At 66.1% G+C, this 16637-nt stretch carries 17 protein-coding genes; 12 read left to right on the forward strand and 5 right to left on the reverse strand.

Annotation, left to right across the window (positions count from 1 at the left end):
- Nucleotides 1-44: 44 nt before the first annotated feature.
- Nucleotides 45-698, reverse strand: coding sequence for a TetR/AcrR family transcriptional regulator (locus tag DIZ22_RS18495; protein WP_234415684.1), 654 nt, complete (start codon nt 696-698; stop codon nt 45-47).
- Between the two features lie 69 nt (nt 699-767).
- Between DIZ22_RS18495 and DIZ22_RS18500 the strand changes: the two genes are divergently transcribed.
- The 7 genes from DIZ22_RS18500 to DIZ22_RS18530 all read left to right on the forward strand — a co-directional run bounded on the left by DIZ22_RS18500 (nt 768) and on the right by DIZ22_RS18530 (nt 7529).
- The gene (locus tag DIZ22_RS18500; protein WP_234415683.1) at nt 768-2153 is read left to right on the forward strand and encodes a hypothetical protein; all 1386 of its coding nucleotides are present in this window, start codon (nt 768-770) and stop codon (nt 2151-2153) included.
- Nucleotides 2150-3568, forward strand: coding sequence for an acyl-CoA reductase (locus DIZ22_RS18505; RefSeq protein ID WP_048936738.1), 1419 nt, complete (start codon nt 2150-2152; stop codon nt 3566-3568). The genes DIZ22_RS18500 and DIZ22_RS18505 overlap by 4 nt, the downstream gene beginning before the upstream one ends.
- A 161-nt stretch (nt 3569-3729) precedes the next feature.
- Nucleotides 3730-5079, forward strand: a complete 1350-nt coding sequence (locus DIZ22_RS18510; protein WP_235654623.1) for an MFS transporter — start codon at nt 3730-3732, stop codon at nt 5077-5079.
- Nucleotides 5080-5096: 17 nt separating this feature from the next.
- Entirely contained in the window at nt 5097-5399 is a 303-nt protein-coding gene (locus DIZ22_RS18515) for a DUF1330 domain-containing protein (RefSeq protein WP_037508193.1), read from the forward strand.
- A 22-nt stretch (nt 5400-5421) separates the two neighbouring features.
- A complete protein-coding gene (locus DIZ22_RS18520) occupies nt 5422-6075 on the forward strand; it encodes a carboxymuconolactone decarboxylase family protein (protein ID WP_004209481.1) in 654 nt (217 codons plus the stop codon).
- A gap of 118 nt (nt 6076-6193) precedes the next feature.
- Nucleotides 6194-6424, forward strand: coding sequence for a biotin/lipoyl-containing protein (locus DIZ22_RS18525; RefSeq protein WP_004209482.1), 231 nt, complete (start codon nt 6194-6196; stop codon nt 6422-6424).
- 1 nt (nt 6425) lies between these two features.
- The gene (locus DIZ22_RS18530; RefSeq protein WP_048936735.1) at nt 6426-7529 is read left to right on the forward strand and encodes a Gfo/Idh/MocA family oxidoreductase; all 1104 of its coding nucleotides are present in this window, start codon (nt 6426-6428) and stop codon (nt 7527-7529) included.
- Nucleotides 7530-7671: 142 nt separating this feature from the next.
- Here DIZ22_RS18530 and DIZ22_RS18535 read toward each other — a convergent pair whose 3' ends face one another.
- The gene (locus DIZ22_RS18535) at nt 7672-8472 is read right to left on the reverse strand and encodes an enoyl-CoA hydratase/isomerase family protein (RefSeq protein ID WP_048936734.1); all 801 of its coding nucleotides are present in this window, start codon (nt 8470-8472) and stop codon (nt 7672-7674) included.
- 134 nt (nt 8473-8606) lie between these two features.
- On the opposite strand from DIZ22_RS18535, the gene DIZ22_RS18540 reads away from it, so the two are divergent.
- Complete coding sequence (locus DIZ22_RS18540; protein ID WP_122928512.1) at nt 8607-10295, forward strand: FAD-dependent oxidoreductase; 1689 nt, start codon at nt 8607-8609, stop codon at nt 10293-10295.
- A 130-nt stretch (nt 10296-10425) separates the two neighbouring features.
- Here the strand turns inward: DIZ22_RS18540 and DIZ22_RS18545 are convergent, their stop codons facing one another.
- Nucleotides 10426-10725 (reverse strand): hypothetical protein, encoded by a 300-nt coding sequence (locus DIZ22_RS18545; protein WP_004209488.1) that lies wholly within the window; start codon nt 10723-10725, stop codon nt 10426-10428.
- Nucleotides 10726-10741: 16 nt separating this feature from the next.
- Nucleotides 10742-11749: an NAD(P)-dependent alcohol dehydrogenase gene (locus tag DIZ22_RS18550; RefSeq protein ID WP_048936732.1), complete on the reverse strand. Its 1008-nt coding sequence runs from the start codon at nt 11747-11749 to the stop codon at nt 10742-10744.
- A 204-nt stretch (nt 11750-11953) separates the two neighbouring features.
- Between DIZ22_RS18550 and DIZ22_RS18555 the strand changes: the two genes are divergently transcribed.
- Together DIZ22_RS18555 and DIZ22_RS18560 are read left to right on the forward strand one after the other, a co-directional pair.
- A complete protein-coding gene (locus DIZ22_RS18555; RefSeq protein ID WP_026108932.1) occupies nt 11954-12949 on the forward strand; it encodes a thiamine pyrophosphate-dependent dehydrogenase E1 component subunit alpha in 996 nt (331 codons plus the stop codon).
- Entirely contained in the window at nt 12946-13932 is a 987-nt protein-coding gene (locus DIZ22_RS18560) for a transketolase C-terminal domain-containing protein (RefSeq protein ID WP_048936731.1), read from the forward strand. The genes DIZ22_RS18555 and DIZ22_RS18560 overlap by 4 nt, the downstream gene beginning before the upstream one ends.
- A gap of 42 nt (nt 13933-13974) precedes the next feature.
- Here DIZ22_RS18560 and DIZ22_RS18565 read toward each other — a convergent pair whose 3' ends face one another.
- On the reverse strand, nt 13975-14460 hold the full coding sequence (locus tag DIZ22_RS18565; RefSeq protein ID WP_004209492.1) for an Lrp/AsnC family transcriptional regulator: 486 nt from the start codon (nt 14458-14460) through the stop codon (nt 13975-13977).
- Between the two features lie 94 nt (nt 14461-14554).
- On the opposite strand from DIZ22_RS18565, the gene phhA reads away from it, so the two are divergent.
- Both phhA and DIZ22_RS18575 read left to right on the forward strand, forming a co-directional pair.
- Nucleotides 14555-15421: a phenylalanine 4-monooxygenase gene (gene phhA, locus DIZ22_RS18570; protein ID WP_048936730.1), complete on the forward strand. Its 867-nt coding sequence runs from the start codon at nt 14555-14557 to the stop codon at nt 15419-15421.
- Nucleotides 15418-16629 (forward strand): amino acid aminotransferase, encoded by a 1212-nt coding sequence (locus DIZ22_RS18575; protein ID WP_048936729.1) that lies wholly within the window; start codon nt 15418-15420, stop codon nt 16627-16629. Before phhA ends, DIZ22_RS18575 begins: the two co-directional genes overlap by 4 nt.
- Nucleotides 16630-16637 lie beyond the last annotated feature (8 nt).

The following is a 16637-nucleotide window of genomic DNA, read 5'->3' on the forward strand; positions in this document are numbered from 1 at the left end:
CTCCTCATCTGGTGCCGGCCCCCTCTTGCGGGTGGTCCGGGTTACTAGTCCGATCTGGTCCTTATGCCGTTCAGGAACAGGCGCACGGCGGCCCGCACCCAGTCGTCCACCTCGGCGGCGCTCATCGGCTGGGGCGATCCCACCAGCCGGATCGGCCCGCCCAGCACCATCGTCATGAACAGGCTGGCTGCCATGTCCGGCCGGTCCACGCAAATCGCCCCGGCGCTATCATGGCGGCGCAGCAGGTCGGCCAGATGGTCGTGAACCGGCTGGGCGCCCTGGCTGTAGGACAGCATCAGCAGGTCGGGGAAGCGATAGGATTCGGTGGTGATGATCCGCCGCAGCCGGACGCCCTCGGGCGTCGACAGGTCCGCGATGCGCAGCCGGGCGATCGCGACCAATATGGTTTCCAGATCGTCGCCGGCGATCGCCTCCAGCGCGGCGCGCGGCGTGGCGGTGCGGGTGATCGCGCGACCGACCGCCGCCATGAACAGGGCCGCCTTGTCGGGATAGCGGGCATAGATGGTGCGCTTGGTCATGCCGACGGCGGCGGCCACCGCCTCCATCGTCGTCAGCTCGAACCCCTTGTCGAGGAACATGTCGAGCGCCGCGTCGAGCATTTCGGCCTGGCGCGCCTGTGCCTGCTCGCGGGTCGGGCGCCCGGCGGCGGGGCGGGGGTCTGAAATCGGTGTGTCCATGACCAGCATCATTATGGCCCTTGCCGCCTTTTGCGAATCATGCATAATGAAACGCATCAGGTGTTATTAATGCACTGGAGCCACAAGGGCAAGGAGCAGGATATGGGCGCGCAGGCCGATCGCCTCACCGGACTGGTCAGTTCGGACTATCGATTCAACATTCCCCACGCCGAATTGCGCGACGCGCAGATCGCGGCGCTGAATGAACGGTTTCAGGAGAAGAAGGACGGCATCCGCCTGCTCGGCCACCGCGCGCGGGAAGCGGGGATCGGCGAAGTGACCTCGCTTGACGATGCGGTGAAGCTGCTGTTCCCGCACACGGCGTACAAGAGCTATCCTGAAAACTGGCTGATGCAGCAGCGCTGGGACAAGCTGACCCAGTGGCTCAATACCATTTCCGCCCATCCCGTGATCGACATCGATTTGGACGGCATCACCGATGTCGACGACTGGATCGCCCGGTTGCAGGCGGCGGGCCACTATGTCTCCTGCTCCAGCGGCACCACCGGCAAGTCGGCGATGCTGATCGCGTCGCTGGCGGACATGGACTGGTCGAAGGTCGATACCGTCAATGTCTTTGCCTGGGGATCGGGCGTGCAGCCGGCGCAGGACCGCCGCATCATGGGCCTGGCCCCGGTCGCCAAGGTGCCCAAGAACGAGATTATCGGGGAGGCGCAGCGCGAGGCCTTTGGCGATCCCGCCAAGGAAATGTTCCAATATCCGGTGCCGCCGATCACCGTCGGCTCGCTGACCCGCATGGTCGTGCTGCGCAAGGCGATGGCGGACGGCAGCGCGCTGCCTGGCGACATTGCCGAGTTCGAGGAAACGTCGCGTTTCCGGCAGGAGGCGATGGACGCCGCCGTCCATATCGCCGCCGATGCGATGATCGAGCATCGCGCCGACAAACTCTATATCGCGGGCATGTGGAACGCACTCTACCATGTCGCCAAGGCGGTGCGGGAGCGCGGCTATAGCGCCAAGGATTTCAACCCCGACAACTGCATCTATATCGGCGGCGGCCTGAAGCGCGCGCAACTGCCGGACGATTATCAGCAGTTCGTGCATGAAACCTTCAACATTCCCGAAGGCCGGCACTTCCAGAATTATTCGATGCAGGAACTCAACAGCGGCATGCCCAAATGCCGTGAGGGCGGGCGTTATCATGTGCCGCCCTGGATCGTGCCGATGATCCTGGACAAGGATGGCGATGCGCTGATCGAGCATGATCATGATGGCGAGGTCGAGGGTCGGGCCGCCTTCTTCGACCTGTCGCTCGACGGCCGCTGGGGCGGGGTCATCACCGGCGACCGGATATCGGTCGACTACAGCCCCTGTGCCTGCGGCAATAGCGGGCCATCCATTCGCGACACTATCGCCCGCTATGCCGATCTGGACGGCGACGACAAGATCGGCTGCGCGGGCACCGTCGATGCCTATGTGCGAGGTGTGGCATGAGCGTGCTGGAACAGACGGCCCCGGTCGGAACGGCGGCCGAACCGATCCGCGTCGATCATTTCGTGCGCGGCAAACTGGTCGAGGGCGGGGCGGTGCGCCATCGCTCGCGCGACCTGGGCGTCGATTTCGCGACGCCGCAGATCGACCTCAATGCGCTGGTCGCGCCGCGATCCGAACTGCCGCCGCTGCTCGACGTGCCGGTCAGCGAGATCATCGATTTCCTGGTTGAGGCCGGGCAGCGGATGGATTTCGAGACCAATCCCTATTTGCAGGCGGCGCTGGAACATACGGTCAAGGTCAATCCGCTGCCGCGCCGGGTGGTGGAAAATCTGTTCCGCCGGGCCAAGCATTTCCTGACGCCCGAGGGGCTGCGCTGCAGCATCGAATCAAGCTTCCTTGATCCCGCCGCGCTCGACCGCTGGGTGGAACGCACCGACATGCACGGCAATCGGGGCGCACTGCGCGCCTTTCCGCCGCGCATGGTGCATATGCTGGCCGGCAATTCGCCCACCGGCTGCATCTCCTCAATCGCGCAGGGCGCGCTGGTGAAGGCGGTCAACGTCTTCAAGATGCCGTCGAGCGACCCCTTCACCTGCGTCGCGATGCTGCGCACCATGGCCGATGTCGATCCTAATCATCCGGTCGTCCGCTCCATGTCGGCGGTCTATTGGCGCGGCGGCGACGAGCGGATCGAAGGGACGCTCTATCGCCCGCAATATTTCGACAAGATCGTCGCCTGGGGCGGCGGCGACGCGATCAAGAATGTCATCAAATATCTCGGCCCCGGCATCCAGATGGTGTCGTTCGATCCCAAGACATCAATCTCGATGATCGGACCGGAAGGGTTCGATCCCGCCGTCATCGAGGATGTCGCCGATGCCGCCGCCACCGACGTCGCGACGATGAATCAGGAAGCCTGCCTCGCCAGCCGCTTCATCTTCGTCGAGGGCGACCGGGCCGGGGTGGAGGCCTTCTGCGCCAAGTTGCAGGAAAAGCTCGGCCTGGATCGCGAAACCGCCTCGGCGGTAGCGCATCCGCTGCCGGTCGAGGTGCGCGACGAGATCGAGATGCTGACCCTGATGGGCGACGACACCAAAGTCTGGGGCAAGCCGGACGGCCGGGGCCTCGTCATCCTGACCGACGAGCCGGTCGATTTCCATCCGAGCAACAAGACCGCCAATGTCGTCCATGTCGCCTCGCTCGATGCGGCGGTCCGCCATGTGAATGTCGCGACCCAGACGATCGGCATCTATCCGCCCGCGGCAAAGCTGGCACTGCGCGATCGCCTCGCCAGCGCCGGGGCGCAGCGCGTGGTCCGGCTCGGCGGCGCGGCCAAGCATGTGATGGGCGGCGCTCATGACGGCATGTTGCCGCTGCAGCGCTTCGTCCACTGGATGAGCGACGAGGACGCCTGATCCTCTCTGGCCGGGCGGGGAACGGCCATCGCGCAAGCGATCCTTTCCCGCCCGCATTGCCTCCCGCGTCGAACCGGTTTCAAATCCTGTCCGGACAAGACGGCTCCAGCCGCATGATCGTCGCGCGCCACGACCGCGCCGCAACAGGTGAGGACAAGCGCATGGCAGACAGCGACCCGCATTTCGACACGGCTTCCGCCGTCACGCCGCCCGAAGCGCTGCCCTCCATGGCCTATCGCGCCTATTTCCTGCTGCTGATGGTGCTGGTGTCGGCTTCGGTTCAGGGCGAACGCTATCTGATGGTGGTGATGGTGGAGCCGATCCGCCACGAACTGGGCCTGTCCGACGCCGCGATCGGCATGGCCAAGGACATGATCATCGCGATCGTCTATATCCTCGCCATCATCCCGCTGGCGCGGCTGGCCGATGGCTGGTCGAAACGCAAGATCGTCGCCATCGCCGCCACGGTGTGGAGCGCCGCCGTCATCGTCTGCGGTCTGGCGAAGAGCTTCTGGATATTGCTGATCGGCCGCGCCGGCATCGGCCTTGGCGAAGGCGGCTTCACCCCGCCGTCCCAGGCCTGGATTGCCGATCTTTTCCCGATCCGCCAGCGCGCGACCGCGCTGTCCATCTTCCTGCTCGGCGCCTCGCTCGGAACCTTCCTCGGCCCGGCCGTCGGCGGCTGGGCGGTGCAGGCCTATGGCTGGCGCGAGACGCTGATCTTCGCCTCCATCCCCGGCTTCATCCTGGCGCCGATCGTCTGGTTCACCCTGCGCGACAGCCGATCGGGCCTGGCCGACGGTGCCTCGGCCGAGCAGGCGCGGCCCGTGCCCTTCCTCCAGACTGCGCGCGAATTGCTGGCCATCCGCACCCTGCCGCCGCTGATTGCCGCCGCGTCGCTCAATGCGCTGCTGACCATGGGCTTCATCAGCTGGGCGCCGGCCTTCATGGAACGGACCCATGGCATGCCGGCCAGCCAGGCCGGGTTGCAGATGGGCGGCGCGCTCTTTTTCGGCTCAGCCATCGGTCATACGCTGGGCGGACCGCTGGCCGACTATCTCGGCCGCCGGGATATGCGCTGGTATGTCTGGATCCTGATGTTGTCGGGCGCCTGCGCCACCGCGATAGGCTGGATGATCCTCACCGGTCCGGGCGAGCGGGTCTTCCCGCTCTATGGCCTCAACATGCTGCTGGGCGGCCTCTCCGCCGCGCCGCTGATGGCGGTGGTGGCGGGGCTGGTGCCCTCGCGCTCGCGCGCCACTGCGATCGCGGTGCTGATGGTGTCGATCCAGGTCGTCGGCCTGGGTGGCGGACCGGTGCTGGTGGGCGCGCTCAGCGATGCGCTGCGCCCGGTCTATGGCGAGGATTCGCTCGGCATGGCGATGCGCTGGGCGCTGCTGGTCGGCATTCCCAGCACCATCCTCGCCTGGTTCGCCAGCCGCAGTTGCCGCAAGGATTTCGCCGCGGCCGGCGGCTGGGACCGCAGCGTTATGCCCGCCGCCATCCACTGACGCGAGGAACGCTGCCGATGCCCGCCTATATGATCGTCACCCGCGAAGGCCCGATCGCCGATCAGGAAGCGATGGATACCTATAGCGCGATGAACCGCGCCAATGCCGCGACCTTCGTCGCCCATTACGGCATCCGTCCGCTCGCCGTTTATGGCGCGCAGCAATTGCTGGAAGGCGACGGCGCGGACGGCGCGATCATCCTGGAATTTCCCGACGCCGCCAAGGCCCGCGCCTGGTATGACAGCGCCGAATATCAGGCGGCCTTGCCCTATCGGATGAAGGCAGCGCCCTATCGCGTGCTGCTGGTCGAGGGACTTTGAGATTCTCCATCAAGGACGCATCATGACCGACATCACCCCCCGTATTTCCCATCTGCCGCGCGACCAGTGGACCGACGACGCGCGCGAGGTTTTCGCCTTCTGGGGCGAACCCAATGCCTGGGAGGAAGGGTCCAAGACCAATGTCATGATGGTGATGGCCAACCATCCGCCGCTGGGGAAGGTCTATAATATCTGGGGCAAGCATCTGCTGATGGCGAACAGCCTGTCGACGCGTGCGCTCGAACTGCTGATCCTGCGCGTCGCCTGGCGGGTGAACTCGGCCTATGAGTGGCATAATCATGTCGGCTATGCGCTCAACGCCGGCATCACGCTGGAGGAAATCGGCGCGATCCGCGATTTTCCCGAAGGCGGCGACTGGGCGGAGCAAGATGCGCTGGTGCTGCGCTCGGTCGACGAACTGATCGAGGATGGCAAGATCAGCGATGCCACCTGGGACGGGCTGGGCGCTCATTTCGACACGCGGCAGAAGATGGATCTGGTCTTTTCGATCGGCCATTATGTCATGACCAGTTGGGCGCTCTCCTCCTTCGGCGTCGGCATCGAGGGTGGGGCCGACCCGATCGGCTTCGACCTCAAGACCGGATCGGGCAGGACGCCGGGCAAGACCTTCAAGCCGGGCGAAAGTGACAATTGGACCGACACGCGCGGTTACTGATCCCCGCCCTTCTATCGCGCCGGTGATATGGCGGCGGCGGGCCGCTTTTGCGCATTGTCCGCCGGCAAAGGCGCGATAGCAGGGGAACAGATATTCGCTGTTTCAAAGGGGACACACCATGGCCACCGACATCCTGCTGCCCAAGATCGGCTTTTCCATGACCGAGGCGCAGATTGCCGAATGGCTGGCCGAAGACGGCGCGACCGTTACCGAGGGCCAGCCGCTCTATCTGCTGGAAGCCGACAAGTCGGCGAACGAGGTCGAGGCCCCGGCCAGCGGCACGCTGCGCATCATCGCCCAGCCGGGCGAAACCTATGAGGTCGGCACCGTTCTGGGCACGATCGAATAAGATGGTGCTGCGCGTCGGCATCGTCAGCGCCGCCTGGGGCGCCTTCGCGCATCTGCCTGCCTGGCGCGCCATTCCCGGCGTCGAGGTAACGGCGATCTGCACCTCGCGCGAGGAGACGGCTCGCGCCGCGCAGCAGCGGCTCGGCCTGCCGCGCGCCTTCTGGAATGCGCAGGAGATGTGCGCCGATCCCGACATCGACATTGTCGACCTCGGCACCCGGCCCAGCGTCCGCCTGCCGATGGTGCTGGCCGCGCTCGCCCATGGCAAACATGTCTATAATGCCAGCCCCCACGCCCCCGACTGGGCCGGGGGCAAGGCGATCAACACGGCCTGGCAAGGCGGCACCAGCATCGGCGTGGTCGACGCCTTCTCGCAATATCTGCCCGCCCTGCGGCAGATGAAGGCGATGCTGGACGATGGCCATATCGGCCCGCCGCTCGGCGGCACCTGTCATTTCAACATCTCGCTGTTCAACCAGCCCAACAAGCTGTTCCCCTATAACTGGTTCGCGCAGGCCGGGCAGGGTGTGTCGGCGGTGCGCAACAATGGCAGCCATGCGCTCTATCTGCTGCTCCACCTGCTCGGTCCGATCGCCGAACTGGTCGCCGACGACAGCCAGATACTCAAGCGCTGGACCTTCCCGGACGGCGACACCATCACGCCCGAAACCACCGATCTCGCCAATGTCATCCTGCGCTTCGAAAGCGGGCTGGTGCTGCAGATGCAGATCAGCTGGAGCATGGCGCTGCACGACGGTTTCCTGCTCGACCTGTTCGGCGACAAGGGCCGGATGGTCTCCACTTCGCCCACTTTCCCGACCGCGCGCGACTGCACGCTGCGCGCGGGGCAACTGGGCGGCACGCTGGAGGATGTGGCGCTGGCTGACGCGTTCAAGACGACGCCCGGCATCGCCCTCGACTGGCAGAGCGAGCCCCAGCCCAGCTACCCGATGGCGCTGTCGATGCAGGCCATGGTGGATGCGATCCAAGGTGGCGGCGCCGCAGCCCCGGACTTCGCCCGCGCGCTCGAGGTCGAACGCATCCAGGAAGCGATCCGCATCTCCAGCGCCGAACGCCGCTGGGTGCGCGTGGCGGATATTATCTGACGCGCCACCACCGTTCGTCATGCCAGCGAAGGCTGGCATCTCTCTTCTTTTTGCGATGGGCTTGAAAGAAAAGAGAGATCCCAGCCTTCGCTGGGATGACGGTATGAAGAAGGCTGTCGCCTACGCATCGATCAGTGGCCTTCTATCGCCCTGTAAATTTCGGTGTCCGCTTCTCTTTCAGCGCGGCGATGCCCTCGCGATGATCGGCGGTGCGGACGCTGAGCGATTCATAGGCGATGCCGGCTTCCATCACGGCGCCGGCGATCCGCTTCAATTCCATGTTGGTCAATATCTTGGTCCAGCGGATCGCATTGGGCGCCCCGGCCAGCAGTTTGGCGCAGAAGGCATCGACCGCCCCGTCCAGCTGATCGGCCGGCAGGCAATGGTTGATGAGGCCGATCTCCGCCGCCTTGGCCGCGCTCAGCAATTCGCCGGTCAGCAGATATTCCTTCGCCTTGGCAAGGCCGATCCGCTGCGCCCAGATGACCGCGCCGCCATCGCCGGCGACCAGGCCGATGCCGACATGCGGGTCGCCGATCTTCGCCCCCTCGGCGGCAAAGATGATGTCGCACAGCAAGGCGATCGACGCGCCCAGCCCCACGGCATGGCCGTTCATCCGGCACACCACCGGCTTTTCGATGTCGAGCAGGGCGGAGACGATCCGCTTCGCCTGCCGCGCCTCATGATCGAACAGATGCGGATTGGCGGCATTATGCTCCATATGGGCGATGTCGCCACCAGCGGAGAAGGCGCGGCCCGCGCCGGTCAGCACCACCACGTCCGACCCATTGTCGCGCCCGGCAAAGGCCAGTGCCTCGGGCAGTTCGTCATGCAGGTCGAGATTGACCGCGTTCAGTGCTTCCGGCCGGTTGAGCGTCATCACCAATAGGCGCCCCCGCCGCTCCAGCAGGATGGTGCGATAATCGGGCAGGTCATGGCTCATGCGTCTCTCCTTGCGGCCTGCTCTAGCATGGCGCCGCGCAGCGCGAACGTCGCCGTGGCGATGAGCGTGGCTGCGCCCTCCCCATCATCGCCCCGGCACGATAGCCCGGACGCACAGAAAAGGGAGAGCGGCGCATGGACGGGTTCGACGAGATATTCGACTGGGTGGTCGTGGGCAGCGGCGCCGGGTCGATGAGTTCGGCGCTGGTCATGTGCCAGGCCGGCAAGTCGGTCGTCATCCTGGAAAAGACCGACAAGATCGGCGGCACCACCGCCAAGTCGGGCGGCGTCATGTGGATTCCCGCCAACCGTTTCATGGCAGCCGATGGCGAGGCGGACAGTGCCGAGGCAGCGATGACCTATCTCGACGCGCTGCAGGCGCTCGATGGCCATCCGGCGCCGGGCACTTCACGCGAGAAAAGGCTGGCCTATGTGACGCAGGCGCCGCGCGCGGTCGATTTTCTGGTGGATCAGGGGATCGCGCTGCAACGCGGTTCGACCTTCTGGCCGGATTATTATGATGAGCAGCCCGGTGGCTGCAAGACGTCGCGCACCGTGGTGGCCAGGCCCTTCAACCGCAAGGAACTGGGCGACTGGGCCGACCGGCTGCGCCAGGGCTTTGCCGAATTCAACGTCACGCTGGTCGAGGGGATGGAGGCGCAGGGCCATCGCCGGACCAACAAGGCATCGGGCAAGCTGATGGCGAAGATCGCGTTGCGCACCATTCGCGACAAGCTGTTGGGCCGCAAATATACCACCGCCGGGGCCGCGCTGCAGGGGCGGATGCTGAAAGCCGTGCTGGCCGCCGGCGCCGATGTCCGCACCGATACGCCGGTAAGCGAGATCGTCGTGCAGGAGGGGATCGCCACCGGCGTCGTCACGGTGAAGGACGGCAAGCCCTGGCGGATCGGCGCGCGGCTGGGCGTGCTGGTCAATGCCGGCGGCTTTGCCCGCAATCAGGCGATGCGCGACCGCTACATGCCCGGCACCCGCGCCGAATGGTCGCAGACGCCTGAGGGCGACACCGGCGAGATGCAGCAGGAACTGGAGCGGATCGGCGGCCGGCTGGCGCAGATGGATCAGATGGTCGGCTATCAGCTGACCCCCGCGCCCGGCTGGGACAAGGGCTATGTCGCGCCCGGCGCCCAGTCGATGACTGGCAAGCCGCACGCCATATTGGTCGATCAGGGCGGCACCCGCTTCATGAACGAAGGGGGCAGTTACGAGCTTTATTGCGAGACGATGGTCCGGCGGAACGCGGTGGTGCCGGCGGTGCCCAGCTGGGCGATCCTGGACCGTCAATATGTCGAACTCTATGCCGTTGCCGGCCGCTTCATCGACAAGGCGATTCCCGAAGGCTGGGTCGAAAGCGGCTATCTGCACAGCGCCGACACGATCGAGGGGCTGGCGACCAGCATCGGCGCCGATCCCGCCACCCTGGCCGCGACGGTGGCACGCTGGAACGGCTTCGTCGCTGCCGGCAAGGATGGGGACTATGATCGCGGCGCGCGCGCCTATGACAATTGCGGCTTCGTGGGCGATCCCTTTTCCGCGGAGCGCTCCATGGGCTCGATCGAGAAGGGGCCTTTTTACGCCGTGCCGGTCGTGCCGGGCGATGTCAGCACCTATGGCGGCGTCGTCACCGATGAACGCGGGCGGGTGGTCGATGGCGCAGGCGCGCCGATCCCCGGCCTCTATGCCACCGGCGTCACCACCGCATCGGTGATGGGCAATGTCTATGTCGCGGCGGGCGCCAGCATCGGACCGTCGATGGTGTTCGGCTATATCGCCGCGCGCCATGCGGCGGGGCTGGACAATCAGTAACGCAGGAAGGGAATAGCCCCGGAAAACCATTGCCCCCGACGCGGGGGGAGTGCGCCGGGGGCCTGGTAAGATGTCTCGGCCTGAGGGGGCTGGCCGGGACCATTCACAGATAGGAAGCCGTCCGCTGCTTTCAACCCGCGTCGGGCGGAGAATTTTCATCCTGCGCATCGAACCGGGCCGGACGCGAGAGCAGGAAGGGCAGGCTGGGCGAAGCAATCTTGGTCTGGCCGCCATCGGCGTGGATCAGCGTCACGCGGCCGACCCCCGGCGAGGCCACGACCGCGACCACCGTATCGACCCATTGGTGCAGCACCGCGCGCGAATGGGCGAGTTCGTCGCCGCCGGTCCGGGCGTCGCCCTCCGCCTCCAGCTCTGCCTCCAGTTGCAGCACGCGCTCGGCCGCCTCGCGCGCCTTTTCATTCTTGTCCATGCGTCCGTTCCAGAATTTAGAGTAGGTTTATCCCGATCTTGCCGAAAAATTGGCCGCTTTCCAGATGGCGGCAGGCATCGGCCAGACGGGTGAGATCATAGACCGCATCGACCACCGGCCGGATGCGATGTTGCGCGCAAAAGGCCATCATGGCCTCATGCTCGGCGCGGTTGCCGACCGAGATGCGGGCGACCGGATGGCCGCCGACATCGGCGAGGTGCCAGCTGAAATCGGACCCCAGCATGCCGATCGCGGCGATCACCCCGCCGGGGTTGAGCAGCGATGCGGCGGTTTCCACCTGGCTGGCGCCGACCACATCGACGACGATGTCGACACCGCGTCCGCCCAGCGCCTGGCGGATCGCCGCCGGCCAGTCGGGATCGGTCCGATAATTGATGCTGATGTCGGCGCCCAGCGCGCGGGCGCGCGCCAGCTTGGCATCGGAGGAGGAGGTGATGGCGACATGGGCGCCGGCCGCCTTGGCGAATTGCAGCGCCGCGATCGATACGCCGCCGGTGCCTTGGCACAATATCCATTCGCCCCGCTGGATCGGGCGGGGCAGGAACAGCGCGTTCCAGGCGGTGAGGCCGGCGCAGGTCAAAGTCGCCGCCTCCAGATCGCCGAGCGCATCCGGCACGATGCACAGGCTCTCGGCCGGAAAGGCCGCATATTGACGGGCGACGCCGTCAGCGCTGCCGCCCAGCATCGCCATGCTCGGCTGTCGTCCCTCCAGCCAGCCCAGGGCGAAGATCGGGTTGACCCGGTCGCCCGGCTTCACATGCGATACGCCCTCGCCGACCGCGACCACCTCGCCGGTGGCGCAGGACAGGGGGACATAGTCGGGTTCCTTGGCAAGCCCCGCCATCATGCCGCGGGCGATGATCAGGTCGCGGAAATTGAGCGTCGCTGCCTTGAGCCGCACCAGCGCCTCGCCGGGGCCCGCAACCGGGATCGGCACGCTGTGGATCGCGATCCCCTCAATCCCTTCGCCGCCCCTGGCGACGGCGGTCAGCATGTTCGTCATCGCGCGCTCTCCCTGCTGCCAGCTTGAGCCGATCGGACCGCATTGCAAGCATCGCCGGCCGCATATCGGTGGAGCGAAATCGCGCGGAAAAGCGACGCATTTTCGCGCCTTTTGGGCCGTGGGGGCACATATCGCCGGGGCGAGTTGACCCCCGATGCCCGACAGCCAATGCAGGGGGCACATTCCATAGCCATCGAGGAACCCATGGCAGAGTTGAGCAACGCCCCGGCGCCGAGCCAGGAAGCGCTGGTGGACATCTACCGCCGCATGATCCGGATCGAGCGCAATGACGACGCGATCCGCAAGACCATCCGCCTGGGGCGGCTGGTCATGCCCTATTATTCGGCGCGTGGGCAGGAAGTGATCCCCGCGACCATCTCGTCGCTGCTGACCGACGACGACAAGATCTGCACCATCTATCGCGGCATCCACGACATGGTGGCGAAGGACATGCCGCTGCGTCCGCTCTGGGCGGAGATCGCCGGGCGTGTCGATGGCACCTGCAAGGGCAAGGGCGGGCCGATGCACCTTACCCATCCCGAAACCGGGGTGATGGTGACGACCGGCATCGTCGGCTCCTCCATGCCGATCGCCAATGGCCTTGCCTGGGCGGCGAAGCTGGATGGATCGAAGCGGGTGACGATTGCCTATTTCGGCGACGGCGCATCCAACATCGGCGCCTTCCACGAGGCGCTGAACCTGGCATCGGTGTGGAAGCTGCCGGTGATCTTCGTGTGCCAGAATAACGGCTTTGCCGAACATACGCGCTACGAGAACGGCACTTCGGTCGACTTCATCGCCAAGCGCGCGATCGGCTACGGCATGCCCGGCCATACCGTCGACGGCAATGATCCGCTCGCCATGTATGCCGCCGCGCATGAAGCGATCACCCGCGCCCGCGAGGGCGAAGGGCCGACCCTGCTGGAATGCAAGACCTTCCGCTTCCTGGGCCACGTCCTGGGCGACGACGACAAATATATGACCAAGGAGGAGAAGGCCGCGGCGATCGCCAAGGATCCGCTGCCCGCCTTCAAGGCATGGCTGGTGGCACAGGGCCACGCGACCGAGGATCAGCTGGCCGAGATGCAGGCGAAGATCGAGGCCGAGGTCGAGGACGCCCAGGAATTCGGGCTGGCGAGCCCGCTGCCGTCGGTCGACGAACTGCGCCGCGATGTGTTTGCCCAGGAGATGCCCGCATGACGGCCAAGAAGATGAACTCGCTCCAGGCCGTCAATTCGGCGCTCGCCCAGGCGATGGCGGAGGATGACAAGGTGCTGGTGCTGGGCGAGGATGTCGCCGACCGCGAGGGCGGCGGCGTCACCGGCGCGACCGCTGGCCTCTCGACCCGCTTCGGCGACGATCGCGTCAAATCGACGCCGATTTCCGAACAGGCGATCATCGGCGCGGCGATCGGCGCGGCGCTGGCCGGCTACAAGCCGGTGGCGGAGATCATGCTGATGAACTTCACCACTGTCGCCATGGACATGATCTTCAACCATGCCGCCAAGCTGCGCTTCATGTCGGGCGGGCAGAGCACGGTGCCGATCACCATCCGCACCCTGACCGGCGCGGGCTGGCAGACCGCCGGCCAGCATGCCGACCATCTGGAAGGCTGGTTCGCCCACACCGCCGGCATCAAGGTGGTCGCGCCCTCGACCCCGGCCGATTACAAGGGGCTGCTCTTGTCCTGCATCCAGGACCCCGATCCCTGCATCTTCATCGAATCCGCCGGCAGCCTGTTCATTCCGGGCGAGGTAGATGAGGTCGCGACGCCGATCCCGCTCGGCAAGGCGCGAATCGTGCAGGAAGGCAGCGACATCACCATCGTCTCCTGGTCGTCGCAGCTGCTGCGCTGCCAGGCCGCATTGTCGGCACTGGCGGAGGCGGGCATTTCGGTCGAGCTGGTCGATCTGCGCACCGTATCGCCCTGGGACCGGGAAGCGGTGCTGGCCTCGGTCGCCAAGACCGGCCGGGCGCTGGTGGTGCATGAAGCCGTGCGCGACTTCGGTCCGGGCGGCGAGATCGCCTCGACCATTGCCGAGGAACTGTTCGGCCAGTTGAAGGCCCCGGTCCGCCGGCTGGGCGCGCCCAAGTCGCCGGTGCCCTTCGCCAAGGTGCTGGAGGACGCCTATATCGTCTCGCCCGAGCGCGTGGCCGACGCGGTAAAGGCGCTGATGGCCTGAAGATCGGAAGGCGGCCGGGGCAGTAATCCGGCCGCTTTCTTCCTACCGTCCAGCTTCCCCCACCGGCAGCACCGTGGTGAATTTCGTCACCGACAGGGCGAAGTGGGAGGAGGCGCCGCCGACCGAGGGGTGTTTGAGCAGGTTGCGCATCAGGAAATGCTCATAATCGGCGACGTCGGAGGCCACGACCCGCATCAGATAGTCCCATTCGCCTGACATGAGGTAGCATTCCATGATCTGCGGATGCGCCTCGACAAAGGCGTGGAAGGCATCGACGCTTTCGCTGGTGTGGCTCTTCATCCGCACGCTGCACAAAATGTTGACGGCATGACCCAGCTTCTCCGCATCGGCGAGGCGCACTGCGCCCTTGAGCACGCCCATCTCCTCCAGCGCCCGGATCCGCCGCCAGCAGGACGGGGCGGTGCTGCCGACCCGTTCGGCGAGGTCCGCATTGCTGAGCGAGGCGTCGCGCTGAAGCTCTGCGACGATGCGGCGGTCGAGTGCATCGAGATTGACGGATTTGTTCATGATATCGCCGATCTGTGAATTGATTTCCCAAAATCCTTCATAAATCCTGCCCGATTGAAAGGCAATTACGCCGACTCTGTGAGAGATTGGCGTGATGGTAGAGGAGCTTGATCCGCCCACAGGCGCTGCGGCCGACTGGACGATCCCGCAGGCGTGGGACCTCTACAGCGCGGCTGAACATGCGATGTGGGACAGGCTGTTCGCGCGCCAGTCCGCCATGCTGCCCGACCGGGTGGTGCCCGAGTTCATGGCCGGGCTCGACATATTGCGCATCAACCGCCCCGGCATCCCCAATTTCGAGGAGCTGTCCGATCGGCTGATGCGGGCGACCGGCTGGCAGGTGGTCGCCGTGCCGGGGCTGGTGCCGGATCGGATCTTCTTCGAGCATCTGGCCAATCGCCGCTTCGTCGCCGGCCGCTTCATCCGCACCCCCGACCAGATCGATTATCTGCAGGAGCCGGACATTTTCCACGATGTCTTCGGCCATGTGCCGCTGCTTGCGAACCCGGTCTTCGCCGACTATATGCAGGCCTATGGCCAGGGTGGCCTGCGCGCCGCCGACCTGGGTGCGATCGAGCGGCTGGCCCGGCTCTACTGGTACACGGTCGAGTTCGGCCTCATTCGCCGGCCCGAGGGGCTGCGCCTCTATGGCGCGGGCATCGTCTCCTCCTATGGCGAATCCGTCTTCGCGCTCGACGATCCCTCGCCCAATCGGCTCGGCTTCGATCTCAGGCGGCTGATGCGCACCCGCTATCGGATCGACGATTACCAGCAGAGCTATTTCGTCATCGACAGTTTCGAGGATCTGCTGCGCCAGACGGTCGAGACCGACTTCGCCCCGCTTTATGCGCAACTGGCGGGGCAGCCCGATTTCGCCACCGACGCGATCACCGACACCGACATCATCTACACCCGTGGCACCCAGGCCTATGCCCGTGCCCGCGCTTCTGAGGTTCTATGACAGACACGACCCTTCTTGCCCCGGCGCCCGGCCGGTCCCTGTTCGGTGCGCTCGATCGCCAGGCGCCCGACGCGCTGCTGGGGCTGATCGCGCAATATCGCGCCGATCCGCGCACCGACAAGATCGACCTGGGCGTCGGCGTCTATCGCGACGAGGCGGGCGCGACCCCGGTGATGCGCGCGGTGAAGGCCGCCGAAGCGCTGCTGCTGGCTGAGCAGGGCAGCAAATCCTATCTGGGGCCGGAGGGCGACACGGGCTTTGTCGATCTGCTCGCCGCCATCGTCTTTGGCCCGCTTGCCGGGTCCGACCGAATCGCCGGGGTGCAGACGCCGGGCGGCACCGGCGCGCTGCGGCTGGGCGCCGACCTCATCGCCCGCGCCCGCGCCGGTGCCACCGTGTGGATCGGCGATCCGACCTGGCCCAATCATGCGCCGATCTTCCGCGAGGCCGGGCTGACGCTGGCCTCGCACCGTTTCCTGGATGGTGCCGGCGCGGTCGATTTCGACGCGATGCTTGCCGATCTGGCCGCTGCGCAGGCCGGCGACGTGCTGCTGCTCCATGGCTGCTGCCATAATCCGACCGGCGTCGATTTCAGCGCCGATCAATGGGCGGCGATCGCCGATCTGTGCGCGGCGCGGGGCCTGATCCCGTTCATCGACCTCGCCTATCAGGGTCTGGGCGACGGGCTGGAGGCGGACGCCGCTGCCACGCGGCAGATGCTGGCCGCCGTGCCCGATGCGCTGGTCGCCTATAGCTGCGACAAGAATTTCGGCCTCTATCGCGAGCGGGTGGGCGTGCTGTGGGTGCAGGGGGCGAATGCCGCGCTGACCGCGCTGGCCTTCTCCAACATCGTCGCGCTGGCGCGCGGCATCTGGTCGATGCCGCCCGATCATGGCGCGGCGATCGTGCGCACCATCCTGGAACGGCCGGCGATGCGCGCCGAATGGATGAGCGAGCTGGACCAGATGCGCACCCGCATCAATGCGCTGCGCGCTGCGCTGGCCGCGGCCCATCCGCAGCTGGCCGCCATTGCCGGCCAGCGCGGCATGTTCGCGATGCTACCGGTCAGCGCCGCCGCCGTCGCCGCGATGCGCGCCGACCATGGCATCTACATGGCCGGCAATGGCCGCATCAACATCGCCGGGCTGCGGCTCGACACCATCCCCGCCTTCGTTGCCGGCCTTTCGCCGCATCTGCCTTCTGCCTGAGGACCCCG

The sequence above is a fragment of the Sphingobium sp. LF-16 genome (assembly GCF_003711185.1).
In the GTDB taxonomy this organism is placed as follows: Bacteria; Pseudomonadota; Alphaproteobacteria; order Sphingomonadales; family Sphingomonadaceae; genus Sphingobium; species Sphingobium yanoikuyae_A.